This window comes from Falsiroseomonas selenitidurans, from assembly GCF_012103215.1.
GTDB lineage: Bacteria > Pseudomonadota > Alphaproteobacteria > Acetobacterales > Acetobacteraceae > Falsiroseomonas > Falsiroseomonas selenitidurans.
In genome coordinates, this window is record NZ_JAAVNE010000033.1 from 35,232 (window position 1) to 59,259 (window position 24,028).

At 72.5% G+C, this 24,028-nt stretch carries 24 protein-coding genes and 1 pseudogene; 22 read left to right on the forward strand and 3 right to left on the reverse strand.

Annotation, left to right across the window (positions count from 1 at the left end; translation table 11 throughout):
- Positions 1–18: 18 nt before the first annotated feature.
- From nrfD to HEQ75_RS18470, 4 genes are read left to right on the forward strand one after another with little or no spacing between them, the layout of a single operon-like run.
- Complete coding sequence (gene nrfD / locus HEQ75_RS18455) at positions 19–1,332, forward strand: NrfD/PsrC family molybdoenzyme membrane anchor subunit (protein WP_168033404.1); 1,314 nt, start codon at positions 19–21, stop codon at positions 1,330–1,332.
- Positions 1,329–1,853 (forward strand): DUF3341 domain-containing protein, encoded by a 525-nt coding sequence (locus tag HEQ75_RS18460; protein WP_168033406.1) that lies wholly within the window; start codon positions 1,329–1,331, stop codon positions 1,851–1,853. The genes nrfD and HEQ75_RS18460 overlap by 4 nt, the downstream gene beginning before the upstream one ends.
- Positions 1,850–2,248: a c-type cytochrome gene (locus HEQ75_RS18465; RefSeq protein ID WP_168033408.1), complete on the forward strand. Its 399-nt coding sequence runs from the start codon at positions 1,850–1,852 to the stop codon at positions 2,246–2,248. The genes HEQ75_RS18460 and HEQ75_RS18465 overlap by 4 nt, the downstream gene beginning before the upstream one ends.
- The gene (locus tag HEQ75_RS18470) at positions 2,245–3,288 is read left to right on the forward strand and encodes a hypothetical protein (protein WP_168033410.1); all 1,044 of its coding nucleotides are present in this window, start codon (positions 2,245–2,247) and stop codon (positions 3,286–3,288) included. The genes HEQ75_RS18465 and HEQ75_RS18470 overlap by 4 nt, the downstream gene beginning before the upstream one ends.
- On the opposite strand, the gene HEQ75_RS18475 is transcribed toward HEQ75_RS18470, so the two are convergent.
- The 3 genes from HEQ75_RS18475 to HEQ75_RS18485 all read right to left on the reverse strand — a co-directional run bounded on the left by HEQ75_RS18475 (position 3,221) and on the right by HEQ75_RS18485 (position 5,157).
- Positions 3,221–3,592, reverse strand: a complete 372-nt coding sequence (locus HEQ75_RS18475; protein ID WP_168033412.1) for a DUF1622 domain-containing protein — start codon at positions 3,590–3,592, stop codon at positions 3,221–3,223. The genes HEQ75_RS18470 and HEQ75_RS18475 overlap by 68 nt on opposite strands.
- Positions 3,593–3,624: 32 nt before the next feature.
- Entirely contained in the window at positions 3,625–4,488 is an 864-nt protein-coding gene (locus HEQ75_RS18480; protein ID WP_168033414.1) for a LysR substrate-binding domain-containing protein, read from the reverse strand.
- A 108-nt stretch (positions 4,489–4,596) separates the two neighbouring features.
- Positions 4,597–5,157: a 2-hydroxychromene-2-carboxylate isomerase gene (locus HEQ75_RS18485; RefSeq protein WP_168033416.1), complete on the reverse strand. Its 561-nt coding sequence runs from the start codon at positions 5,155–5,157 to the stop codon at positions 4,597–4,599.
- A 192-nt stretch (positions 5,158–5,349) separates the two neighbouring features.
- Between HEQ75_RS18485 and HEQ75_RS18490 the strand changes: the two genes are divergently transcribed.
- From HEQ75_RS18490 to HEQ75_RS18575, 18 genes and pseudogenes are all read left to right on the forward strand, one after another.
- Positions 5,350–6,144, forward strand: a complete 795-nt coding sequence (locus HEQ75_RS18490) for an enoyl-CoA hydratase-related protein (RefSeq protein ID WP_168033418.1) — start codon at positions 5,350–5,352, stop codon at positions 6,142–6,144.
- A gap of 4 nt (positions 6,145–6,148) precedes the next feature.
- Positions 6,149–7,525 (forward strand): CoA transferase, encoded by a 1,377-nt coding sequence (locus HEQ75_RS18495; RefSeq protein WP_235961925.1) that lies wholly within the window; start codon positions 6,149–6,151, stop codon positions 7,523–7,525.
- Between the two features lies 1 nt (position 7,526).
- Positions 7,527–7,688, forward strand: coding sequence for a DUF1127 domain-containing protein (locus tag HEQ75_RS18500; RefSeq protein ID WP_235961927.1), 162 nt, complete (start codon positions 7,527–7,529; stop codon positions 7,686–7,688).
- 159 nt (positions 7,689–7,847) lie between these two features.
- Positions 7,848–8,615 (forward strand): alpha/beta hydrolase, encoded by a 768-nt coding sequence (locus HEQ75_RS18505; RefSeq protein WP_168033424.1) that lies wholly within the window; start codon positions 7,848–7,850, stop codon positions 8,613–8,615.
- Positions 8,612–8,995 carry a VOC family protein gene (locus HEQ75_RS18510; RefSeq protein WP_168033426.1) on the forward strand — a complete coding sequence of 128 codons (384 nt, stop codon included), beginning with the start codon at positions 8,612–8,614 and terminating at the stop codon, positions 8,993–8,995. Before HEQ75_RS18505 ends, HEQ75_RS18510 begins: the two co-directional genes overlap by 4 nt.
- A 133-nt stretch (positions 8,996–9,128) precedes the next feature.
- Positions 9,129–9,776, forward strand: a complete 648-nt coding sequence (locus HEQ75_RS18515) for a hypothetical protein (RefSeq protein WP_168033428.1) — start codon at positions 9,129–9,131, stop codon at positions 9,774–9,776.
- Positions 9,777–9,789: 13 nt separating this feature from the next.
- Positions 9,790–10,761, forward strand: coding sequence for a hypothetical protein (locus tag HEQ75_RS18520; protein ID WP_168033430.1), 972 nt, complete (start codon positions 9,790–9,792; stop codon positions 10,759–10,761).
- 14 nt (positions 10,762–10,775) lie between these two features.
- Positions 10,776–12,404 carry a Dyp-type peroxidase gene (locus tag HEQ75_RS18525; RefSeq protein WP_209318640.1) on the forward strand — a complete coding sequence of 543 codons (1,629 nt, stop codon included), beginning with the start codon at positions 10,776–10,778 and terminating at the stop codon, positions 12,402–12,404.
- Positions 12,401–13,744, forward strand: a complete 1,344-nt coding sequence (locus HEQ75_RS18530) for a cytochrome P450 (protein ID WP_168033434.1) — start codon at positions 12,401–12,403, stop codon at positions 13,742–13,744. The genes HEQ75_RS18525 and HEQ75_RS18530 overlap by 4 nt, the downstream gene beginning before the upstream one ends.
- Positions 13,745–13,828: 84 nt before the next feature.
- A complete protein-coding gene (locus HEQ75_RS18535; RefSeq protein WP_328734360.1) occupies positions 13,829–15,094 on the forward strand; it encodes an ABC transporter substrate-binding protein in 1,266 nt (421 codons plus the stop codon).
- Entirely contained in the window at positions 15,094–15,990 is an 897-nt protein-coding gene (locus HEQ75_RS18540; protein WP_168033436.1) for a carbohydrate ABC transporter permease, read from the forward strand. Before HEQ75_RS18535 ends, HEQ75_RS18540 begins: the two co-directional genes overlap by 1 nt.
- Complete coding sequence (locus tag HEQ75_RS18545) at positions 15,987–16,820, forward strand: carbohydrate ABC transporter permease (protein ID WP_168033438.1); 834 nt, start codon at positions 15,987–15,989, stop codon at positions 16,818–16,820. Before HEQ75_RS18540 ends, HEQ75_RS18545 begins: the two co-directional genes overlap by 4 nt.
- Before the next feature lie 55 nt (positions 16,821–16,875).
- The gene (locus HEQ75_RS18550) at positions 16,876–17,448 is read left to right on the forward strand and encodes a carboxymuconolactone decarboxylase family protein (protein WP_168033440.1); all 573 of its coding nucleotides are present in this window, start codon (positions 16,876–16,878) and stop codon (positions 17,446–17,448) included.
- A 57-nt stretch (positions 17,449–17,505) separates the two neighbouring features.
- A complete protein-coding gene (locus HEQ75_RS18555) occupies positions 17,506–19,560 on the forward strand; it encodes a hydantoinase/oxoprolinase family protein (protein WP_168033443.1) in 2,055 nt (684 codons plus the stop codon).
- Positions 19,557–21,194, forward strand: a complete 1,638-nt coding sequence (locus tag HEQ75_RS18560) for a hydantoinase B/oxoprolinase family protein (RefSeq protein WP_168033445.1) — start codon at positions 19,557–19,559, stop codon at positions 21,192–21,194. The genes HEQ75_RS18555 and HEQ75_RS18560 overlap by 4 nt, the downstream gene beginning before the upstream one ends.
- A gap of 26 nt (positions 21,195–21,220) precedes the next feature.
- On the forward strand, positions 21,221–22,744 hold the full coding sequence (locus tag HEQ75_RS18565) for an ABC transporter substrate-binding protein (protein WP_168033447.1): 1,524 nt from the start codon (positions 21,221–21,223) through the stop codon (positions 22,742–22,744).
- A gap of 109 nt (positions 22,745–22,853) precedes the next feature.
- Positions 22,854–23,774, forward strand: coding sequence for a glycine betaine ABC transporter substrate-binding protein OsmF (gene osmF, locus HEQ75_RS18570; RefSeq protein WP_209318641.1), 921 nt, complete (start codon positions 22,854–22,856; stop codon positions 23,772–23,774).
- Positions 23,775–23,785: 11 nt separating this feature from the next.
- Positions 23,786–24,028, forward strand: a pseudogene (locus HEQ75_RS18575) (ABC transporter permease); the annotation flags it as partial.

Below are 24,028 nucleotides of genomic sequence, written 5' to 3' on the forward strand. Positions count from 1 at the left end.
GGCCCCGGTGCGCCGGCGATGAGCGGCTTCTCGACAAGGCCGGTCTCCGACGCGCCGCTGCGCCGCGACTTCGGCTGGCGCTTCACCGCCGCGGTGCTGGCCTCCGCCGCGCTGACGCTGCTGCTGGCCTATGCGGTGGTGGCGCTGCTGTGGCGCGGCACGGCGCTGTGGGGCACCAACATCCCCTTCGTCTGGGGCTTCGACCTGATCAACTATGTCTGGTGGATCGGCATCGCCAATGCCGCCAGCCTGTTCGCCGTGGTGCTGGTGCTGCGCCGGCACGGGCTGCGCAGCGCGGTGAACCGCTTCGCGGAGGCGGCGGCGCTGGCCGCGGTGGCGGCGGCGGCGATCTACCCCATCCTGCATCTCGGCCGGCCCTGGCTGTTCTACTGGACCGTGCCCTACCCGGCGGCGACGCAGCTCTGGCCGCAATTCCGCTCCACCCTGGTGTGGGATTTCTGGGGCATCATGTCCCACGTCGTCGTCACCTTCCTGTTCTGGTACACCGGGTTGATCCCCGATCTGGCCACCATGCGCGACCGCGCCGCCGCGCGCGGGCGGCTGGGGCTGGCGCGGATCTACGGCTTCTTCGCGCTGGGCTGGCGCGGCTCGGTGCAGCACTGGGCGCGGCACCAGGCGGCCTACCGGATGGTGGCGGCGATGGTGCTGCCCATGCTGGTCTCGGCCCAGACCATCGTCGCGCTGGAATTCGCCACCACGCTGGTGCCGGAATGGCACCAGGCGCGGCTGCCGCTGCAGGTGGTGGCCACCGGCCTGCCATCGGGCCTGGGCGTGGTGCTGGCGCTGGCGGCGCTGCTGCGCGGCGGGCTCGGCCTCGGCCGCTACATCGACGATGCCGACATGGACCTGCTGGCGAAGCTGACCGCCGCGGCCGCGCTGGCCTGCGGCTATGTGTACGCCGAGGCGCTGCTGGTGGCGTGGCTGGAGGACCAGGCGACGCGCCAGGCGATGGCGGCACGCGCCTTCGGCGCCTATGCCGGGCTGTACTGGGGTGCGGCGCTGCTGGTGGTCGTGCTGCCGCAGCTGCTGTGGCTGAAGGGCGTGCGGCGCCGGGCGCGCTACGCGGTGCCGATCGGCCTCGCCGCCGCCATCGGCGTCTGGCTCGACCGCTTCTCCCTCGTCGCCGGCGGGCTGCTGCGCGACCACCTGCCGCGCACCGGCCCGCTCTATGCGCCGAGCCTGCCGGAGTGGACGCTGCTGGCCGGCACGGTCGGGCTGTTCGCCCTGATGCTGCTGGTCTTCACCCGCTTCGTGCCCGTGGTCTCGATGTTCGAGACGCGGCACGAGGAGAGCGAGGCCGACGCGCCATGACCACGCATCTGCTGGCCGAGTTCGAGGCGGCGGAACCGATGGTCGCGGCGCTGCGGGCGGCGCGGGCGGCCGGCTGGCGGAAGCTGGATGCCCATGCGCCCTTCCCGGTGCCGGAGGCGGCGAAGCTGCTGGGCGCGCATGAATCGCCGGTCGGCTGGATCGCCATCGCCGCCGGGCTGGCCGGCGCGGCGCTGGCCTATGGCACGCAATGGTGGCTTTCCGTGCATGCCTGGCCGATCAATGTCGGCGGCCGGCCGCTGCACGCCCTGCCGGCCTTCCTGCCGGCCACCACCATTGTCGGCATCCTGTGGGCGGCGGCGGGGGCCCTGCTGGGGATGCTGGCGTTGAACCGGCTGCCGCGGCTGCACCACCCGGTCTTCGCCGCGTCGCAATTCCACCGCGCCAGCGAGGATCGCTTCTTCCTGAGCCTGGAGCTGGACGGCCCGGATTTCGACGCCGCCGCCGCGCATCGCCTGCTGGCCCCCCACCGGCCACTTTCCGTTGCGGCGCTGGGCGGATGAGGCGCCTGCTGCCGCTGTTGCTGCTGGCCGCCTGCGACGGCTGGCCCGCCAGCCCGCCGCCGAAACCGCCCGCCCCGCCGCCACCCGGCGCGGTGGCACAGGGCACGCTGGCGCGGCAGGCGGCGCTGGCGCCCCCCGGGCCACCGGTGACACAGGCGCTGCTGGCGCGCGGCGCGGACCGCTACGCGATCTTCTGCACCCCCTGCCATGGCCCCGCCGGCGCCGGGGATGGCGCCGTGGTGGTGCGCGGCTTTCCCGCCCCGCCGCCGCTGCCGGCCGCGGCCGGGCGCAGCATGGCGGCGATGGCGTCCGGCGGGCCGCACCCCTTCGCCGACCGGCTGCCGCCGGCGGACCGCTGGGCCATCGCCCGCTTCGTGGAGCGGCTGGGCCAATGAGGGTGCTGCCGCTGCTTCTGGCCGCGCTGGCCGCGGTTTCGGCCGCAACGCTGGGCGGCGCTGCGCTGGCCGAGGCCTGGCTGCCGGCCTTGCTGCTGCTGGCGCAGCTGGCGGTGGGGGCCATCGGCATCCTGGCGCTGGGGCATCTGCTGGGGGAGGCCTGGCTGGCACCGGTGCGCGCGCCGCTGGAAGCCGCCGCGCGGACCGTGCCGCTGGTGGCGCTGCTGGCCCTGCCGGTGCTGCTGGGGCTGGCGCATCTGTACCCCTGGGCCGCCGGCCCGCCGCCGGAAGGGCCGATCCGCCTGCTGCTGCAGCCCTGGGCCTTCCAGGCGCGGGCGGCGGCCTGCCTCGCGGTCTGGGCGGCGCTCGGCTGGGGGTTGGCGCGGCCCGGGCGGCATCCGCGCGTGGCGGCGCTGGCGCTGGCGCTGCTGCTGCCGACGACGACGCTGGCCAGCTTCGACTGGGTGCTGTCCCGCGACATCACCTGGTATGCCAGCCTGCAGGGCTTTTCCCTCTGGGTGGAGGGGCTGGCCGCGGCGCTGGCCGCCGCCATCCTGGCCGCCCCCCTGCTGGGCCGCGCGCCAGCCGAATCCCAGGGCATGCCGGGACTGGAGCGCGCCCTGCTGACGCTGGGGCTGGCCGTGCTGTGGCTGTGGTTCACCCAGTTCATCGTGGTGTGGATGGCCGACCGGCCGGAGGAATCCGCCTGGTACCTGCGCCGCCTGGACGATTGGGGCTGGGTGCAGCTGGGCCTGGCGCTGCCGGCGCTGCTGGCCGCCATCGCCCTGGCCGCGCCGCCGGACCACGGGCGCCGGCGCATGGCGGCGGTGTGCTGGCTGCTGCTGGTGCAGCATGGCGCGCATCTGTGGTGGGTGGTGCGGCCCGATGCGCCGGTGGCCAGCCCCGCCCCGGCGCTGGACCTGGCGGTGGCGGCCGGGCTCGGCCTGCTGTGGGGCGCCGGAGTCCGGGCCGCTATTGCCCGTGATCCGCCCGCCGCCAGGGCCAGCGGCCATGGATCTCCACCTCCAGCGACAGGCTGAGCACGGTGCGGATCAGCACCACCAGGCCGAGCGTCGCGATGCTCTCGAAGGTCAGCGGCGTGGCGATGGTGTGCACGATGTCCGCCGCCACCAGCAGTTCCAGCCCCAGCAGGATGGCCTGGCCGAGCTGCGCCCGGTAGCGCCGGAAGGATCCCGCCCGGTCGGCGCCGAGGCCGGCCCGCAGGAAGCTGGCGGTGGTCAGCACCACGCCGCCCAGCAGCGCCAGCACGCCAACGGCTTCCAGCCCCGCCGCCACCCAGCCGGCGAACTGCACCACCCAGGCGGCCGGGAAGTCTTCGGTCATGCGCGGGCTCCCACTCTCCCACAGTAGACCCTTCAGCCCGCCGCGAGTTCCGCGCGCAGCCAGGCGGCGAGCTGCCTGGCCTCCCGCTGCCGCAGCAGGCCGGGGCGGGTGACCAGCCAGTAGCCGGTGCGGCTTTCCTGCGGCGGGTCCAGCCCGTGCAGCCGCCCGCCGGCCAGGTCGTCCTGCGTCACCGGCAGCCGCGCCAGCGCCACGCCCAGCCCCTTGGCCGCCGCTTCCATCGCCATGTGCACCGTATCCACCCGCAGGCCGCGCGCCGGGTCGGGCGGCGCCAGGCCGCGGCGCGCCGCCCAGGCGGCCCAATCCTCCGCCACCGAGGTGACATGGATCGCCGGCAGGCGCGCGAGCGCCGCCTCCAGCGGCATCGGCCGGGCGGTGACGGGCAGCAGGCGTTCCTGCACCAGGTGCAGCCATTCGCCCGGGCCGCGCGGCGCCGCGGCCATGCGGATGGCCATGTCGTGCCGGCCATCGCCCAGCGTCACCCAGTCGCGTTCCGTGGTCAGGCTGATGGCGAGGCCCGGGTGCCGACGGTGCAGCCCGGGCAGCCGGGCCAGCAGCCAGCTGGCGGCGAAGGTCGGCGCGACGCTCAGCGCCAGGCCGCCGTCGCGCACCCGGCCCAGCCGGTCCATGCAGCGGGCGAGGCCGGCGAAGGCACGGCTGGCTTCCTCCGCCAGGTCCTGGCCGGCCGCCGTCAGGCGCAGCGCGTTGCGGTCGCGGTGGAACAGCGGCAGGCCGAGCTGGTCCTCCAGCCCGCGCACCGCATGGCTGATGGCGCTGGGCGTGACGTGCAGTTCCGCCGCCGCGGCGGTGAAGCTGCCATGGCGGCCGGCGGCTTCGAACAGCCGCAGCTTGGGCAGCGGGGGAAGCGGGTGGGCCATCGCCTGTCCTTCGGGCCAATCCTCCGGCCCTCATTGCAGGGCCGTGGCGGCCCGGCACGCCATAGACAGGTCAGCATGGCTGCCTTGTTTGCCGGTCGGGGCAGGCGGTCAGGCCCGGCGCAGCGTCGCCTCCAGCATCGGCAGCCGGTCCTGGCCCCAGAAGGGCTCGCCATCCGCCAGGAAATAGGGCGCGCCGAAGATGCCGAGACGCAGCGCCTCCTCCGTCGCGGCGCGCAGCCGGGCGCGGGCGGCGGGCGGGGAAAGCTCCTCCAGCCCCGCCAGGCCGCTGGCGGCTTCCGCCGTGGACAGGTCGCGGCCCTCGGCGAAGGTGGCGCGCAGCGCGGCCAGGGCGAAGCGCGGCGCGCGGGGCGGCGGCAGGGCATAGAAGGCGGTGGCGAGCGCCACGGAACAGCCGGGCGACGGGGCGATGGTGGCGCAGTCCAGCCCCAGCCGGCGCGCCAGCCGTGCCACGTCCAGCCGCGCATAGTCGCCGCGCAGCGCCTGGGCGGCGACCGGCGCCATGCCGGTCTGCCGGAACACCACGCCAAGCAGGAAGGGCCGCCAGGCGACGCGCCGCCCGCAGCGCGCCGCCACCGCCTCCACCTGCTCCGCCGCGAGCCAGGAATAGGGGGAAGCGAAATCGAACCAGAACAGGATGGGATCAGCCATGCGGAACAGACTAAAGCATCTTTCGTTCCGGGGGAAACACCGCCACATGTGGAATGTGTGACAAAACAATCGGCTAGGCGTTGCCTTGGCCGATCCTGGCCGGACGGGGCGGGCCGGGATGGATGAGTCCTGCTCATCATCCATGAACCGATCTCGGTCGCGCCCGGGGCGCCCGGCGGGCAGGCTCTCGTCATGAACCAAGCCCCCGATGGCCTGCGCCAGGCCCGCCATGGTGCCATTGCCCTGCTGACGCTGGACCGCCCGGCGCGGCTCAACGCGCTGGACGCGCCGCTGATCGATGCGCTGCACGCCGCGCTGGACGCCATCGCGACGGACCCGGCGGTGCGCGCCGTGGTGCTTACCGGCACCGGCGACCGCGCCTTCTGCGCCGGCGCGGATATCCACGCCTTCGCCCCGGTGATCGCCGGCGCCGGAGCCATGCGGGACTTCGTGCGGCGCGGCCAGGCGCTGACCGCGCGGCTGGACTCCTGCCCGAAGCCGGTCATCGCCGCGGTGAACGGCCTGGCCTATGGCGGCGGCTGCGAGATGGTGGAGGCCGCTTCCCTGGCAGTGGCCGCCAGCCATTCCGGCTTCGCCAAGCCGGAAATCCGCCTGGGCTTCCCGCCGCCCTTCGGCGGCACGCAGCGCCTGGCCCGCCAGGTCGGCCGCAAGCGGGCGCTGGCGATGATCCTGACGGCGGAGCCCATTGCGGCCGACCAGGCGCTGGCCATCGGGCTGGTGAACCGCGTGGTGCCTCCGCCCGCGCTGCTGGAGACGGCGATGGCGCTGGCCGGTTCGATCGCTGCGCAGCCGCCGCTGGCGGTAGCCGCCGCGCTGGCCGCGGTCACCCGCGGGCAGGATCTGCCGATCGAGGCCGGGCTGGCGCTGGAAGCCGCCGCCTTCGCCGGGCTGCTGCCCACCGCCGACCTCGCGGAGGGCCTGGCCGCCTTCCGCGCGCGGCGGGCCCCAATCTTCCATGGATGCTGACGCCATGCAGGCCCTGACCGACCTCTGGACCCGACTGGACCTGCCGCCGGAGGCCCTGGCGCAGGTGGCGCTGAGTGGCGCGGAGCCGGCTTTGCCCTCCTCCTTCGCCATCGGCACGGCGGCGCAGGCCAGCATCGCCGCGGTGGCGCTGGCCGCCGCCGAGTTCCACCGGCTGCGCGGCGGCCCGGCGCAATCGGTGCGCGTCGCGATGCGCGACGCCGCCATCGAGTTCCGTTCCGAACGCTATCTGCGGCTGGGCGAGGGTCCGCTGCCGGATCTATGGGACCCGATCGCCGGCCTGTATCGCTGCGCCGGCGGCTGGCTGCGCGTGCACACCAATTTCCGTCATCACCGGGACGGGCTGGTGCGCCTTCTGGGCACGGCGGACACGCGGGAGGCGGTGGCGGCGGAACTCGCCCGGCGCGACGCGCTGGCGGTGGAACGCGAAGCCGCCGAGGCCGGGCTGGTGGTGGCGGCGCTGCGCGACCTGGCGGAGTGGGATGCCTCCGCCCCCGGCCAGGCGGTGGCGGCGGAGCCGCTGGTGGCGGTGGAGCGGATCGGCGACGCGCCGCCGCGCCTGCCCGGCCTCGGGGCCCGCCCGTTGTCCGGCATCCGGGTGCTGGAGCTGACGCGGATCATCGCCGGGCCGGTCGCCGGGCGGCTGCTGGCGGCGCATGGCGCGGCCGTGCTGCACATCACCGCCCCGCATCTGCCGCAGGTGGAACCCCTGGTGATGGACACCGGCCGCGGCAAGCGCAGCGCCTTCCTGGACCTGCGCCGCCCCGGGGAGGCGCGGCGCTTCCGGGACCTGGCGACGCAGGCGGATGTGGTGCTGCAATCCTACCGCCCCGGCGGGCTGGACGATCTCGGCCTGGGGGCGGCGGCGCTGGCGCGGCTGCGGCCGGGGCTGATCCATGCCTCGCTGTCCGCCTATGGCTTCACCGGCCCTTGGGCCGGGCGGCGCGGCTTCGACAGCCTGGTGCAGGCCGCCAGCGGCCTGAACCGGGCGGAGGCCGCGGCGGCCCGCAGCACGGAGCCGAAGGCGCTGCCCGCCCAGGCGCTGGACCATGCCGGCGGCACGCTGCTGGCGCTCGGCATCCTGGTGGCGCTGCTGCGGCGGGCGCGGCAGGGCGGGACCTGGCAGGTCCGCGTCTCGCTGGCCCGCACCGCGCTCTGGCTGCGGTCCCTGCCCCGGCTGCCGCAGGGCTTTGCCGCGCCGGATCCGCGCTTCGAGGAGGTGGCGGACCGCATCGAGACGGTGGAAAGCCGCTTCGGCCGCCTGGCGCTGGTGCGCCACGCGGCGCGGCTTTCCGCCACCCCGGCGGCGTGGGCGACGCCGCCCATGCCGCTGGGCTCCGATGCCCCGGTCTGGTGGGGATGACATGCGCTGGCTGCGCGGGCTGTTCCGGCTGCTGCGGGCCTGGGCGGAACGCTCCGCCCAGCGCCGGCTTCTCGACCAGCTTTCGGAGGCGGAGCTGAAGGACATGGGGATCACCCGCTACGATGCGGCGTGGGAGGCGCGAAAGCCCTTCTGGCGCAACTGAACCCGGGACGATCGCGCCGCGATCTGCACCAGGCGCAAGCGCAGGCAGGTTGTTCCGCATCCAGCCCGTCCGCCACGCAAGGGCGGCTGGCCGCCGCCGCCCCGCTGTGGAAGCCGCCGCTTTGCTGGCATAGAGGCAGCCGGCAAAGCGGAGGCGTTGTTGAAAATCTGGCTGCAGCACGACCAGGCGAGCCTGGATGCCGCGTATGACCAGCGCGTCTGGGCGCCGGACATGGCGGATTGGCTGGCGCGCTACCGCGCCGACACCGAGGCCGCGCGCGCCGCCCTGCGGCCCGCCGTGCTGTCCTACGGCCCGCATGGCTGCGACCTGTACCCGGCGCAGGGCAGGCCGCGCGGCGTGCTGCTGCACATCCATGGCGGCGCCTGGCGGGCGCAGTCGCGCGCCGATTCCGGCATTCTCGCGCCCGCCTTCTGCGCCGCAGGCTTCGAGGTGGCGGTGCCGGATTTCAGCCTGCTGCCGGCGCGCCGGCTGCCGGATGTGGTGCAGGAATTGCGCGACTGCGTCGCCTGGCTGCGGCCGCGCGGGCCGATCCACCTCTCCGGCCATTCCTCCGGCGCGCATCTGGCCGCGGTGCTGGCGACGGAGCAGGATTTCGCCAGCGTGACGCTGGTCTCCGGCCTTTACGATCTGGAGCCGGTGCTGCTGTCCTCCCGCCGCGACTACGTGATGTTGGATGCGGCGGAGGCGGCGGCGCTGAGCCCGCTGCGCCATGCCGCGCGCATCACGGCGCCGGTGTTCCTGGCCTGGGGCACGGCGGAAAGCCCGGAATTCATCCGCCAGTCGGCGGCGCTGGCCGCGGCGCTGCCGCAGGCCGCCTGCTTCGTGCTGCCGGGCGTGAACCACTTCGCCGCCGCCTATGCGCCGGCGCAGGGCGCGATGCACGAAGCCGTGGTGGCCGCGGCATGAAGCCCAGCGGCGCCATCACCTTCTTCTACTACGCCGAGCTGGCGCCGGTGATCCCGTTCTATGAGCAGGTGATGGGGTTCGAGCTGTTGCAGGACCAGGGCATGGCGCGGCTGTACCGCATCGCGCCCGGCAGCCATTTCGGCATCGTCGACGGCAACAAGGGCCATCTGCGGCACCAGCCGCGCAGCGCCGCGCTACTGACCGTGCTGGTGCCGGATGTGGCCGCCTGGCATGCGCGGCTGGCGGCGGCCGGCGCGCCCAGGCTCGGCCCCGTTCAGCGCAACGCGCATCTCGAGCACTTCTTCCTGGAGGATCCCGGCGGCTATGCCATCGAGGTGCAGCGCTTCCTGGACCCGGCGGTGGCGGCGCGCTTCGCCTGACGCCACCGCCCGCGCGGCCGTGGGCGTGATTGTTTCCGACGGTTTCGCGCAACCCCGGCGCGAACCGCTTTTGCCTTGCAACGACCGGCCAGGAGGCTAGCCTGCCGCCGCGCAACCGGTCGGGGGGCCGTCGATGTCGAATGTCGCGGGCAAGGCCTACGGGATGAACGTCGTCACCCCGATGCGGCCGTGGAAGACCTGGATCAACCGGCTGCTGTTCATGGTGGCGCGCACCCAGCCGCAGCAGCTTGGCGGGTTGCTGGGCCTGTCCATCATCCATTTCGCTCGCTGGGTGATGATCCGGCGCGACCAGTGGCCGGATCTCGGCCAGGGCCGGGCGCGGCTGGGCAACGACTACATGCTGTTCGTCAGCAACTTCAACGGCACCTGGGACCAGTACATCGACGCCTTCAGCGACGGCATCCCGAACGGGCTCGACCTGTTCTGGTATTCCAGCACGAAGTACCCGGGGTCGATCCCGATCACGCCCTTCAAGGACTACATCCGCGCCAACCAGATCGACACGGACTACTACTACAACGCCACCCCCGGCGCGGCGCAGCGCGACATCAAGGCGGCGCTGCGCGTCTGGGCGGCATTGGACGGGCTGCGCGCGCAGCACGCCACGCTGCCGCCGGCCGACTTCGCCGTGGCGTTCCGGCGCGCCTTCCTGGCCGTGCAGAACGACCTGCCTTCCGCCGGCCATGCGCCAGTGGCCAGCAACGACACGCGGAATGCCGACCGGAACCGCGAGGCGCTGATCCGGCGCCCCGGCACCTGAAGGAGCCCACGCCATGCCGAATTTCGACGGGGGCCACTATTTCCTGACCGCGCTGATCCCGGTGCGACAGGACCTCTGCGCCGATCCGCGCACCGATGCCACGGTGACCTCGCACCTGCATGAGCTGCGCGCGGCGCTGGCGGCGCTGCCCACTGCGCTGCAGACGCCGGCCACCGAGGCCATCGGACTGAACAGCCCCTTCGCGCGCAGCGACCGCACCCATTTCGCCCGCTTCGCCGTGCTGGACGACGTCGCCTTCAACGGCCGCGGCCAGCGCGACCCGATCGCGGTCTCCCTCCGCCTGGCGAAGCCGCCGAGCGAGGCGGACCCGGTGGACCGGCTGCCCTGTTCCTTCCTGATCCTCGTCGTGGATTTCGACGCGCCGGATGGCAGCGATGCGGCGCTGGACGACTACTTGGCGCATCTCTGGGCGGTGATGGCGCCGGAACTGCAGGAGATCCTGCAGCATTGCGAGGGCCATGCGCGGCTGGTCGACGCGGCCGGTTTCGCCGGCCTGGTGCGCGCCTGCCAGGTGGAAACCACCATGCCCTTCAACGACTACTGGACCGGCGCACCGCCGCTGGCGCCGCTGCCGTTGAAGCGGCTGCTGGCGCCGGCGGCGCTGGGCGCGCTGGCGCTGGGCATCGGGCTGCTCGGCGCGCTGGTCGCGGCGCTGACGCCCTGGCACGCGAAGCCGTGGCTGCTGCTGGCGCTGGCCGGGCTGGTGGTGCTGCCGCTGGGGCTGTGGTGGGCCTATGCCGCCGTCATGGCGGCCGCCGCGAAGCCCTTCCCCACGGCACCGCGCAGCGACCTGCCTTCCGTGCTGAAGGCGCTGTACCTGCAGCAGCGCTTCACGCGCTTCGCCATCGACACGCAGGGCGCCACGCCGGAGGCGCTGCACGCCGCCTTCGGCGATTTCCTTGCCGCGCACCGGCCGGAGGATGTGGCGGCGCCGACGCAGCGGCGCGGCGTGGTGAAATGCTGAGCGGGGAGGCGGGCATGGGCGTGCAACTGGACCTGGCCGACATCCAGGGCAATGTGCTGACCGCCTATGGCAAGCTGGGCTTCCCGAAGGGGCGCTGCCTGCTGCTGAACATCGTCGATGGTCGAGCCGGGCGCACCCTGCTGGACCTGGTGCGACCCTATGTGACGACGGCGCTGCGCTGGCCTTCCACCAAGGACGCGCCTAAGCCGGGGGCGGTGTTCCAGAAGCGGCCGCAGGTGGCGGTGAACCTCGCCTTCACCTTCTGGGGCCTGCTGGCGCTGGGCGTGCCGATCCGTTCGCTGCGCGGCATGCCGGACGAGTTCATCGACGGCATGCCGGCGCGCGCCGACATCCTCGGCGACAATTTTCCGAAGCCCATCGAGCAGGCCTGGGACGAGGTCTGGCTGTGGCGGGAAGACCCGAAGCGCCGCGTGCATGTACTGGTCACGCTGAATGCGCAGATGAACCCTGATGGCACGCCGGTGGCGGAGCTTGATGCGCTGACGCGGCTGATCGAGGGCCATGTCGCGGCGACGCAGGGCGGCGTCCTGCTGCTGTCCGGCCATCGCGGCGCCGATCCGCGCTGGCAGGATCTGTCGGCGCTGCTGGAGCGGCAGGCCGACGGCACGGCGCAGCCGCTGCCGACCGAGCATTTCGGCTTCCTCGATGCCATCGGCGACCCGGTCTTCGCCGGGCAGCACGAAGCGTCCAAGATGGCGGAGCGCGTGCGCGGCCAGGGCAAGCTGCTGCCCGACCAGCGCTGGGCGCCGCTGGCCACCGGCGAATTCCTGCTGGGCCATCCGGATGAATCGCAGGAGATCGCCGGCGCGCCCATGCCGCTGGATTTCAGCCGCAACGGCACCTTCATCGCCTATCGCAAGCTGCACCAGAACGTCGCCGCCTTCCGCGATGCCATCGACCGCATGGCGGTGGCCTTCGCCGGCGTGATGCAGATGCCGCACCACGAAGCCTGCGAGACTCTGCGCGCCAAGATCGCCGGCCGCTGGTCCGATCGCGTGCCGCTGATCCAGGCGCCGGATTATGCGGCCTGGCAGGCGGTGCGGCAGCGGCGGGCGGAGGCCGCGCGGCAGGGCGACGCGGCGACGCTGGCGGCGCTGGACCGGGCGCTGGTGGACTTCACCTTCCGCGACGATCCGCATGGCGCGAAATGCCCCTTCGGCTCGCATCTGCGGCGGTCCAACACGCGGGACATGATGGACCCGCTGCTGGCCTCCCCGGATCCGAAGCAGTGGAACGGCAGCGTGCTGAACAACCGCCGCCGCATCCTGCGCCGTGGCCTGCCCTATGGCGCCGCGCCGCCGGATGCGACGGGCGACGACGCCGAGCACGGCATCGTGCTGCTGGCCACCTGCGCCAGCCTGTTCCGGCAGTTCGAATTCGTGCAGCAGCAATGGATGCAGTACGGGCTGGACTTCAATGCCGGCAACGACACCTGCCCGATCATCGGCAACCACGGCGAGGCGGCGAAATTCGTCATCGCCGCGGACCCGGCCGGCGACAAGCCGCCCTTCATCTGCGACCGCCTGCCGCAATTCGTGGAGACGCGCGGCGGCGAGTATTTCTTCGTCCCCAGCATGACCGCGCTGCGCATGATCGCCGCCGGCATCGTCGACCCGACATGAGCCTGCCGGGCAATCTGGCCAGCGCCGCCGGCATCCGGCTCGGCATGGCGGGGGCGGCGCTGGGCGCGGCGGGGCGGCTGGCCGTGCGGGGCGGGCGGGCCTGGATGGGGGATGCGGCGGGGCGCGGCGCGCGGATCGCCGCGCTGCTGGGCGCCACGGACACGCAGCGCCAGGCCTTCGCGCTGCTGCGCGCCGTGGCGCCGAACCTGGCGCTGTCGCGCCGGCTGGTCGCCGCCTACGACAACACCGGCACCGTCATCGTCACCCGCCATGCCGATGTGACGGAGGTGCTGGAGCGCGAGTCCGACTTCGCCGTTGTCTATGAGCCGAAGATGCGCGCCATCACCGCCGGGGAGAACTTCTTCCTCGGCATGCAGGACAGCGCCGCCTATACGCGCGACGTCGCCGCCATGCGGCTGGCCATGCGGCGTGAGGATGTGCCGCGCCTCGTCCTGCCCTTCGTGGCGCAGCGGGCGGAGGCGATCGTCGCCGGCAGCGGCGGCAGGCTCGACATGCCGCAGGACCTGACCTTGCCGGTGCTGACCGGGCTGCTCGGCCAGTACTTCGGCACGCCGGGTCCTTCCTCCGCCGAGATGGCGGCGTGGACCACGCGGATGTTCTGGTACCTCTTCGTCGATTTGAGGGGGGAGGAGGCGGTGACGCGCCCGGCGCTGGCCGCGGCGGAAGCCTGCCGTGGCTATCTGGATGGCGTGATCGCCGCGCGCAGGGCGGCGCCCGCCGGCACCGACCAGGTGCTGGACCGCTGCCTGGCCTTGCAGGCGGCAGGCGTGCCGGGGATGGACGACCTCGGCATCCGCAACAACCTGATCGGCCTGCTGATCGGGCTGGTGCCGACCCTGTCCAAGGCCTGCGTCAAGGCGCTCGATGGGCTGCTGGACCGGCCGGTGGCGCTGGCCGCCGCGCAGGCCGCCGCACGCGCCGATGACGACGCCGCGCTGGCCGCGCTGCTGTGGGAAGCGCTGCGTTTCGACCCCGTGAACCCCTTCATCTACCGCCGCGCGGTGCGGGAGACGGTGATCGCCCGCGGCACGCTGCGCGCCCGCCGCGTGCCGGAAGGGACGATGGTGCTGGCGGCCAACCTCTCCGCCATGCACGACCCGATCGCGCTGGACCGGCCGCAGGATTTCCGCGCCGGACGGGGTGCGGAGGCCTACATGCTGTGGGGCTACGGCATGCACACCTGCTTCGGCGCGCACATCAACCAGGCGGTGATCCCGCAGATGCTGAAGCCGTTGCTGCGCCGCGAGGGCCTGCGCCGCGCCGGGCCGGTGGATGGCGCGGGCACGCCCTTCCCGGTGCATTTCCCGCTGGCCTTCTGAGGTCACAAGCCCGCGACCCGTGGTTGCGGCCGGCAGCATCTTCGCGTTGTCTCGCCGCGGGTGGAACAACGGGAGGAAGACGCCGTGCGGCTGCGCATCATGATCGCGGCGATGCTGGTGCTGCTGGGCGGGGCGGCACGCGCGCAGGTCACTGTCGCCATCGCCTGCGGCGCCGTCGGCGTGGAATTCGCGCTGTGCCGCGATGCCGCGCAGGAATGGGCGGCGCAGACCGGCAACCGGGTGCAGCTGGTCTCGACTCCCAGCGGCAGCACGGAGCGCCTGGCGCTGTACCAGCAGCTGCTCTCCGCCGGCGCCACGGATATCGACGTGCTGCAGATCGACGTGGTCTGGCCCGGCATCCTGGCGCCGCATCTGCTGGACCTCGCCCCGCACATCCCGGCCGACATCCGCGCGCAGCACTTCCCGGCAGCCATCGCGAACAACACGGCGGAGGACCGCCTGGTGGCGATGCCGTGGTTCACCAATGGCGGCGTGCTCTACTACCGCCGCGACCTGCTGGAGAGGCATGGCCGGACGGTGCCCGAGACCTGGGCGCAGATGGCGGAGACTGCCCTGGCGATCCTGGCGGCGGAGCGTGCGGCGGGCAATGAACGGCTGCTGGGCTACGTCTTCCAGGGCCGCGCCTATGAGGGGCTGACGGTGAATGCGCTGGAATGGGTGCACAGCCATGGCGGCGGCACCATCGTGGAGGCGGATGGGCGCATCAGCATCGACAACCCCCGCGCCGCGGCGGCACTGCGCCAGGCCGCCTCCTGGATCGGCCGCATCGCGCCGCGCGGCGTGCTGAACTATGCCGAGGAGGATGCGCGCGGCGTGTTCCAGACCGGCAATGCCATCTTCATGCGCAACTGGCCCTATGCCTGGCCGCTGATGAATGCGGCGGACAGCCCGGTGCGCGGCCAGGTCGGCGTCGCGCTGCTGCCGAAGGGCGGCGCGGAGGGCACGCACAGCACCACGCTGGGCGGCGAACAGCTTGCCGTCTCCCGCTATTCGCGGCACCCGGCGGAAGCCGCGGCGCTGGTGCGCCACCTGACGGCGGCAGCGGAACAGAAACGCCGCGCCATCGCCGGCGGATTCAATCCCACGCTGCCCGCCCTGTACCAGGACGCGGCGGTGCTGACCGCCAACCCCTTCTTCGGCACGCTGTACGACAGCTTCGTCAATGCCGTGGCCCGGCCTTCCGGCGTGGCGGGCGACCGCTACAACCAGGTTTCCTCCCAATTCTGGAACACGGCGCATGCCGTGCTGAGCGGGGAGGCGGAGGCGGAGGCCGCGCTGGCGCGGCTGGCGCGCAACCTGCAGCGCATCAGCCGCAACGGCCGCTGGTGATGCAGGGCGGGCTGGCGCGGCAGCGCCGCCGCTCCGCCTGGCTGTTCCTCGCCCCGGTGCTGGCGGTGCTGCTGGCGGTGGCCGGCTGGCCGCTGGCGCGCACCCTGTGGTTCTCATTCACCGATGCCCGGCTGGACGCGATGGCCGGGGCGGGCTTCATCGGGCTGGAGAACTACGCCTGGCTGGCCGATGACCCGGATTGGTGGCGGGCGGTGCGCAACACGCTGGTCTTCGCCGGCATCTCCGTGATGCTGGAGACGCTGCTGGGCCTGGTGATCGCCCTGGTGCTGAATGCGCGCATGCCCGGCCGCGGCGCGCTGCGGGCGGCCATGCTGATCCCCTGGGCGATCCCCACCGTGGTTTCCGCGCAGATGTGGGGCTGGATGCTGCACGACCAGTATGGCGTGGTGAACGCGCTGCTGCTGGGCGCCGGGCTGATCACGGAGCCCTGGGCCTGGACCGCCAACCCGAACCTGGCGCTGGGTGCCGTCATCGCCGTGGATGTCTGGAAATCCACCCCCTTCATGGCGCTGCTGCTGCTGGCGGCGCTGCAGATGCTGCCGGGGGAATTGCATGAGGCGGCGGAGATCGACGGGCTCGGCCCCGTCGGGCGCTTCTTCCGCATCACCCTGCCGCTGATCTGGCCGGCGCTGATGGTGGCGGTGATCTTCCGCAGCCTGGATGCGCTGCGCGTCTTCGACCTGATGTATGTGCTGACCGGCAACAGCAGCGCCACCGCCTCCGTCTCTGTCTATGCGCGGCAGCAATTGGTGGATTTCCAGGATGTTGGCTTCGGCTCCGCCGCCGCCACCGGCGTGGTGCTGCTGGTCGCCGCGGTCACCGCGCTGCTGCTGGTCTTCGGCCGCGTCCGGCTGGGGGAGGCGGCGGGGCGATGAGGGCGCGCAGGCTGCTCTTTCGCGCCGGCTTCGCCCTGCTGCTGGCCCTGATCCTGGTCTACACGGTGTTCCCCTTCTACTGGGCCATCGTCTCCTCGCTGAAGGGCGGCAGCGCGCTGTTCTCGGCCTCGCTGTGGCCGGCGCGGCCGGAATGGGGCAACTACGCCGCGGTGTTCCGCGAACAGCCCTTCGGGCGCAACATCCTGAATTCCGTGGTGGTGGCGGGCTCCGTGGTGACGCTCTCGCTGGTGCTCGGCGTGGCGGCGGCCTATGCGCTGGGGCGGGTGCAGTTCCGCGGCCGCAGCACGCTGCTGGTGGCAATCCTCGGCGTGTCGATGTTCCCGCAGGTGGCGGTGCTGTCGGGTCTGTTCGAGCTGATCCGCGCGCTGGGCCTCTACAACAACCTGGCCGGGCTGACGCTGAGCTACCTGATCTTCACGCTGCCCTTCACCATCTGGGTGCTGACCACCTTCCTGCGCGAATTGCCGGTGGAGCTGGAGGAGGCGGCGGTGATGGATGGCGCGACGCCCTTCGTGGTGCTGACGCGCATCTTCCTGCCGCTGCTGGGGCCGGCGATGGCGACCACCGGGCTGCTGGCCTTCATCGCCGCCTGGAACGAATTCCTGTTCGCGCTGACCTTCACCCTGACGGACGACATGCGCACGGTGCCCGTCGCCATCGCGCTGATCAGCGGCGCCAGTTCCTTCGAACTGCCCTGGGGGCGCATCATGGCGGCCTCCGTCATCGTCACCGTGCCGCTGATCCTGCTGGTGCTGGTGTTCCAGCGGCGCATCGTCTCCGGCCTGACCGCCGGGGCGGTGAAGGGGTAGGTTGTCGCGGGCGGCGGGCTCGGCTTGAGTGGCGGGCCGCCAGGAGATCGCCTGAATGAACCGCCTGCCCTATCGCGACGCCGCCGACCTGCCGCCGGAGGACCAGGCGCTGCTGGTGCGGCCGGTGAACCTGTACCGCGCCATGGTGAACAGCCCCGGCATGACGCGCGCCTTCCTGGGCTTGGCGCACCACATCCGCCACCACAGCGCGCTGGATGCCAGGCTGCGGGAGCTGGCGATCCTGCAGGTCGGCTGGGTGACGCGATCGCCCTATGAATGGTCGCACCATGTGGCGATCGGCCGCGACTTCGGCCTGACCGACGAGGATATCGGCGCCATCGCCGTGGAAAGCCGCGGCGGCACATCTGGGCTTGAGCCTGCCGCACGGGCGGTGCTGCGCGTGGCGCGGGAGATGGTGGCGGGCGCCGACACGCTGAGCGATGCGACCTTCGCGGCGGCCGCCGCGCATCTGGACCAGGCCAGCCTGACGGACCTGCTGGTGATCGTCGCCTTCTATTGCGGCGTGGTGCGCTTCCTCGGCGCCGCGCGGATCGGCGTGGAGGACAGCTACCAGCCCTGCCTCGACGAATTTCCGTTGCCGGTGGATGAGCAGCCCGAGAAGAATTGACCCTGTTCCGATCCTGCCCAAGACTGTCCTTCTCCATGGGGTGAGGGGGACGGCACCTTGGGTTGGCGGGTCGGCGTGGATTCGGGCGGCACCTTCACGGATGTCTGCCTGTTCGAGGAAGACACCGGGCGGATCGCGGTCTGGAAGGTCTCCTCCACCCCGGATGATCCCTCCCGCGGCATTGCCGGCGGCGTGGCGGAAGGCATGGCGGAGGTCGGGCATCCGCCGGCCTCCATCGCCTATTTCGGCCATGGCACCACGGTGGCGACCAACGCGCTGATCCAGCATCGCGGCGTGCGCACCGGCCTGGTGACCACGGACGGGTTCCGCGACCTGCTGGAGATCGGCCGCCAGAAACGTCCGGACCTTTACGACCTGCAGGTGGACAAGCCGCCGGTGCTGGTGGCCCGCGCGCTGCGCCTGCAGGTGCCGGAACGCCTCCGCCACGATGGCACGGTGGAGGTGGCGCTGGACGAGGACGCGGTGCGCGACGCTGCGCGGGCCCTGAAGGCGGCCGGCGTGCAGGCGGTGGCGATCTGCTTCCTTTACAGCTTCGTCGACCCGGCGCACGAGGCCGCGGCGCGGCGCATCCTGGCCGAGGAGATGCCGGACGTCTTCCTGACCGCGAGCCACGAGATCGCCCCGGAATTCCGGGAGTTCGAGCGCCTGTCCACCGCCGTGGTGAACAGCTATCTCGGCCCCGTCATGCGCGGCTACATCCGCCGCCTGGCACAGCGCCTGGAGGCGCTGGGGGTGACCGCGACGCCGCATCTGACGCAGTCCAATGGCGGCGTCATCGGCTTCGAGGCGGCGGCGGAGATGCCGGTGCGCATGGTGCTGTCCGGCCCCTCCACCGGCGTGGTCGGCGCGCAGGCCATCGGCCGGCTTTCCGGCTTCCCGGACCTCATCACCTTCGACATGGGCGGCACCAGCACCGATGTGGCGCTGCTGCAGGGCGGCGCGGCGCGGCTGACCGGGGAGGCCATCGTGCATGGCTACCCGATCAAGGCGCCGATGCTGGACATCCACACGGTGGGCGCCGGCGGCGGCTCCATCGCCTTCGTCGATTCCGGCGGGCTGCTGAAGGTGGGGCCGCGCAGCTGCGGCGCCGACCCCGGACCGGTCTGCTACGGCCGCGGCAATGAGGAAGCGGCGGTGACGGATGCGAATGTCGTGCTCGGCACGCTGCACCCGACGCATCTGCTGGATGGCCGCATGCCGATCCGCCGCGACCTGTCGCTGGCGGCGGTGGAACGCCTGGCGGCGCGGCTGGGCATGGGGGTGATGGAGACGGCGCAGGGCATCCTCTCGGTTGTCACGGCGAACATGGCGAAGGCGATCCGGGTGATTTCCGTGCAGCGGGGGCATGATCCGCGCGACTACACGCTGATCGCCTTCGGCGGCGCCGGGCCGCTGCATGCGGCGCGGCTGGCGAAGGAACTCGACATCCGCCGCGTGCTGGTGCCGCGCAACCCCGGCATCCTCTGTGCCATGGGGCTGCTGCTGACCGATCTGCGCGCGGATTTCTCCGCCACAAGGCTGACCGCGCTGGACGAGGCGGCGCTGGCGCCGATGGAGGCCGCCTTCGCCACGCTGCGGGCCAGCGCCGACCGCTGGTTCGCGCAGGAACACATCGCCGACGACAAGCGCCTGACGCACCGCACGGTGGATATGCGCTATGCCGGGCAGAACTACGAACTGCCCGTCGCGCTGCCGGACGGCCCCTTCACGGCGGCGACGCTGGCGCATCTGGCGGAAGGCTTCGCCGCCGCGCACCGCCAGATGTACGGCTTCGTCGCGGAGGGGGAGGCGGTGCAGCTGGTGACCTTCCGGCTGGAGGCAACGGGCGTGGTGCGCAAGGCGGAGCTGCGGCCGCGCCCCCTGCAGGGGCCGGATGCCACCGCCGCGCGGCGCGCGACGCGCCAGGTCTGGCTGCCGGAAGCGCAGGGCGAGGTCGCGGTGCCGGTCTATGCGCGCGATGGCCTGGCGCCGGGCAACCGCATCGCCGGCCCCGCCATTGTCGAGCAGATGGACGCCACCACCGTCATCCTGCCGGGCCAGGAGGCGCGCGTGGACGAATACGAGAACCTGATCCTGGAGGCGGCGGCATGAGCAAGGCGCGGCCCGTGCCGGACCCGATCACCGTCGAGGTCATCGGCTCCGCCCTGTCCTCCATCGTCGAGGAGATGGGGGAGGCGCTGGTCCGCGCCTCCTACTCCACCAACATCAAGGAAAGGCGGGACTGCTCCACCGCGCTGTTCGACATCGCCGGCAACACGCTGTGCCAGGCGGAGCATATCCCGATCCATCTCGGCAGCTTCATCGGCATCATCGCCCATGTGCTGAAGCGCCATCCGGTGGCGGAGATGCGGCCGGGCGACGTCTTCGTCGGCAACGACGCCTATGAGGGCGGCGGCACGCATCTGCCGGACATCGTGCTGGCGGAGCCGGTCTTCGTGGATGGGACCATCATCGGCTGGGCGGTGAACCTGGCGCATCATTCGGACTTCGCCGATCGCGGCCATGCGCACATCTTCCAGGAAGGCCTGCGCATCCCGCCCATCCGCCTGTACCGCGCCGGCGAATTGCAGAAGGACGTGCAGGAACTGATCCTGCTGAACTGCCAGGTGCCGCGGGAGCGTCTTTCGGACCTGCGGGCGCAGATGGCGGCGAACCGGCTGGGTGTCGCCCGGATGCAGGCGCTGTGCGCGAAATACGGCACGCAGACGGTGCTGGCGGCGGGCGAGGCGCTGATGGACTATGCCGAGCGCAAGATGCGCGCCGGCATCGCCGCCATCCCCGACGGCACCTGGCACTTCACGGACCGGCATGACAGCCCGGAGATCGAGGGCGAGCTGGAGCTGCGCCTGACGCTGACCGTCGCGGGCGATGCCATGCGGCTGGATTTCGACGGGCCGGACCAGGTGCGCGCCGGCATCAACATGACCTTCACCGCGCTGCTCGCCACCGTCTACTACGCGGTGAAGACGGTGGTGGACCCGACGCTGCTGCCCAATGCCGGGCTGGCGCGGCCGCTGCAGGTCACGGCGCGCGAAGGCAGCGTGCTGAACTGCGTGCTGCCGGCGGCGGTGAATGCGCGGCTGTCCGCCTGCCAGCGCGTGGTGGACCTGATCCATGGCGCGCTGGCCCAGGCGGTGCCGGAACGGGTCACCGCCGCGCACAACGGCGCCTGCTTCGTCGCGTCCTTCATCGGCCGCCAGCCCGCCACCGGCGAGCCCTGGGTGTATCTGGAGACCATCGGCGGCGGCTTCGGCGCCCGCGCCACCAAGGATGGGCTGGATGGGGTGCATGTGCACACCACCAACACCTCCAACCTGCCGGTGGAGGCGCTGGAGATCGAATACCCGCTGACGCTGCTGCGCTACGAGCTGGTGGAAGGCTCCGGCGGGGCCGGGCGGCAGCGTGGCGGCATGGGGTTGCGCCGGGTCTACCGGGCGGAGGCCGAGTGCCGGCTGCGCCTGGATGGATCCCGCTTCGCCTCCGCCCCCTGGGGGCTTGAGGGCGGCGGGCCGGGCGGGCGCGGGCGCTTCGTCTATGGCCCCGGGATCGCCCCCTTCGTGCTGGGCAACGGGCTGTTGCGGGCGGGCGACTGGGTGGAGATCATCACCCCCGGCGGCGGCGGCTACGGCCCGCCGGCGGAACGCGACCCTGCCGCCCTGCAACGCGACCTGGCCGAGGGCAACCTGACGCCCGAGGCGGCGCGCGCGACCTACGGAGCCGAGTAGCAACAACGACAAGGGAGACTTCACCAATGCGCATCACCCGCCGCGGCCTGATCGCCGCCACCGCTGCCATGCCCCTCCTGCCGGGCGGCGCCGCCCGGGCCCAGGGCGGGACGTTGCGCTTCGGCCTCTCCTCCTTCCCGCCCAGCCTGCAGCCCTGGGCCAATACCGGCACGGCGGCGGCCACCGTGAAGCTGCTGATCCATCGCGGCCTGCTGTCCTACGCCCCGGACGGCAAGCTGCGCGGCGAGCTGGCGGAATCCTGGCGCAACGAAAGCCCGACCAGCTGGGTCTTCACGCTGCGCGACAACGCGCTGTTCCACAATGGCGAGAAGGTGACGGCCGCCGACATCAAGTGGAACATCGAGCAGATCGCCGGCGAACGCTCCACCGCCTATTACCGGGCGGAGATGCAGAACGTCGCCGGCATCGAGACGCCGGATGCGCGCACCGTGCGGATCCTGACGAAGACGCCCATCGCCACCCTGCCCAACTGGATGGCGTCCTACCACATGATGATGGTCAGCCCGCGCAGCCCCACCGGCTCCGGCGTGCTGCCGGTGGGCGCCGGGCCGTTCATGATCCGCGCGCAGGAACGCGGCACCTCCATCGATCTCGTTGCCTTCGACCGCTATTACAAGCCGGGCCGGCCGAAGCTGGCCGGGCTGCGGCTGGTCGCCTATGCGGACGAGAATCTCCGCGTCTCCGCCATCCGCGCCGGCGATGTGGACCTGATCGAATACGTGCCCTGGCAGTCCATGGCGGCGATCGAGGCGGATGAGCGGCTGCGGCTGGACGCCACCAACGGCCCCTTCATGTACCTGAACTTCAACGCCACACGGCCGCATCTGGGCGATGCGCGGGTGCGGCGCGCCATCGCGCACGCCATCAAGCGCGACGACATCGTGAAGGTCGCCTTCTTCGGCCGCGGCAGCGCCCTGGAAGGCCTGCCCATCGCCCCGGGCAGCGATTTCCATGACGAGGCGCTGTCCAAGGGCCATGCCTACGATCCGGACCGCGCCAAGGCGCTGCTGCGGGAAGCCGGGCTGCCGAACGGCTTCAGCACCAGCCTGCTGTCCACCGCGCAATACGGCATGCACAAGGACACGGCGGAGGTGGTGCAGCAGCACCTGGCCGCGGTGGGCATCCAGGCGGAGCTGCGACTGCCGGACTGGGCGACGCGGGTGAACCTGGGCAACCGCGGCCAGTTCGACATCGCGGTGATGGGCACGGCCACCGACAACAACGATGCGGACGGGCTGAACAGCCTGATCGACGGCTCGCTTTCCCCCTCCTACGTCCGCAGCGCCGGGCTGCGCATTCCGAAGCTGGAGGAGCTGATGCGCGCCGGCCGCGCGGAATTCGACACCGCCAAGCGCCGCACCATCTACCTGGAGGCGCAGCGCGTGGCGCTGCAGGAGGTGCCGCTGGTGGGCCTGGCCTGGCGCAGCCAGGGCTACGCCATGAAGAAGGAACTCACCGGCTTCAAGGCGATGCCGGGCGCGCTGAACTTCTTCAGCGGCATCACCCTGGAAGACGCCGCCATGGGCTGAAGGCCGAACGATCGCACCGATGCGGCGGGAACCCCTTGGCGGGTGGGACGCTGCTGCCATTTGGGCTAGGCTGGCAGCAACGAACGGGGTGACGACGATGGCGGCAGGCATGATCGGGCGACGCGGCCTTGTGGCGATGCCCTTCGCCCTGGCAGCGGCAGGCTGGATCCGGGGGGCGGCGGCGCAGGCGGCACGGCCGGTCGTCGTCTCCTCGAAGATCGACACGGAAGGCGCGCTGCTGGGCAACCTGGTGGTGGCGGCGCTGCGCGCCGCCGGCATCCCGGTGGAGCCGCGGCTGGCGCTGGGCCCGACGCGCATCGTCCGCACCGCGCTGCTGGCCGGCGAGATCGACCTCTACCCGGAATACACCGGCAACGGCGCCTTCTTCTTCAACCGGGCGGAGGACCCGGCCTTCCGCAACGGCCAGAGCGCCCATGAGCTGGTCGCGCGGCTGGACCGGGAGGCCAACAATCTGGTCTGGCTGCCGCGGGCCGAGGCCAACAACACCTGGGCCATCGCCCTGCGCGGCGACCTGGCGCGGGCCGGGAACCTCGCCACCATGGAGGATTTCGCCAAGGCGGCGGAGGCCGGCACGCTGCGCCTGGCCGCTTCCGCCGAATTCGTCGAAAGCCCGGCCGCGCTGGCCAGCTTCGAGCGCACCTACGGCTTCCGCTTCCCGCGCGACCGCATCGTGGTGCTGCCGGGCGGCGATACGGCGGTGACCATGCGCGCCGCGGCGCAGCGGATCTCCGGCGTCAACGCCGCCATGGTCTATGGCACCGATGGCGCCATCGCCGCGCTCGATCTGGTGGTGATGCGCGACACCAAGGGCGCGCAGATCGTCTATGAGCCCGCGGCGGTGGTGCGCGCCCCGGTGCTGGCGGCGCACCCGGGCATCGCCCCGGCGCTGGCGCCGGTCTTCGCCTCGCTGACGCTCGAGAAGCTGCAGCAGCTCAACGCGCAGATCGCGGTGGAGGGCCGCACGGCGGCGGCGGTGGCGCAGGCGCATTTCCGCAGCCTGGGCGGCTGAGACCGCCGGGGATGCCTGCAGCGGCGGCCGGACGGGCCGCCCTGGCGTTGCTCATCCTGGCGGGTCTGCTTCTCCCCTGGCTGAATGTGGCGCCGAACCGGCTGCTGCCGGGGGCGCCGGTGGGCGGGCTGGCGGCGCTGGGCTGGGCGGTGCTGGCGCTGCCCCTGGCCGCGCTGGCGGTGCCGCGCGCCGTGCCTGCCTGGGCCGGCGCCATGGCGGCGCTGGCAGCGGCGCTGCTGCTGCTGGCGGGCACC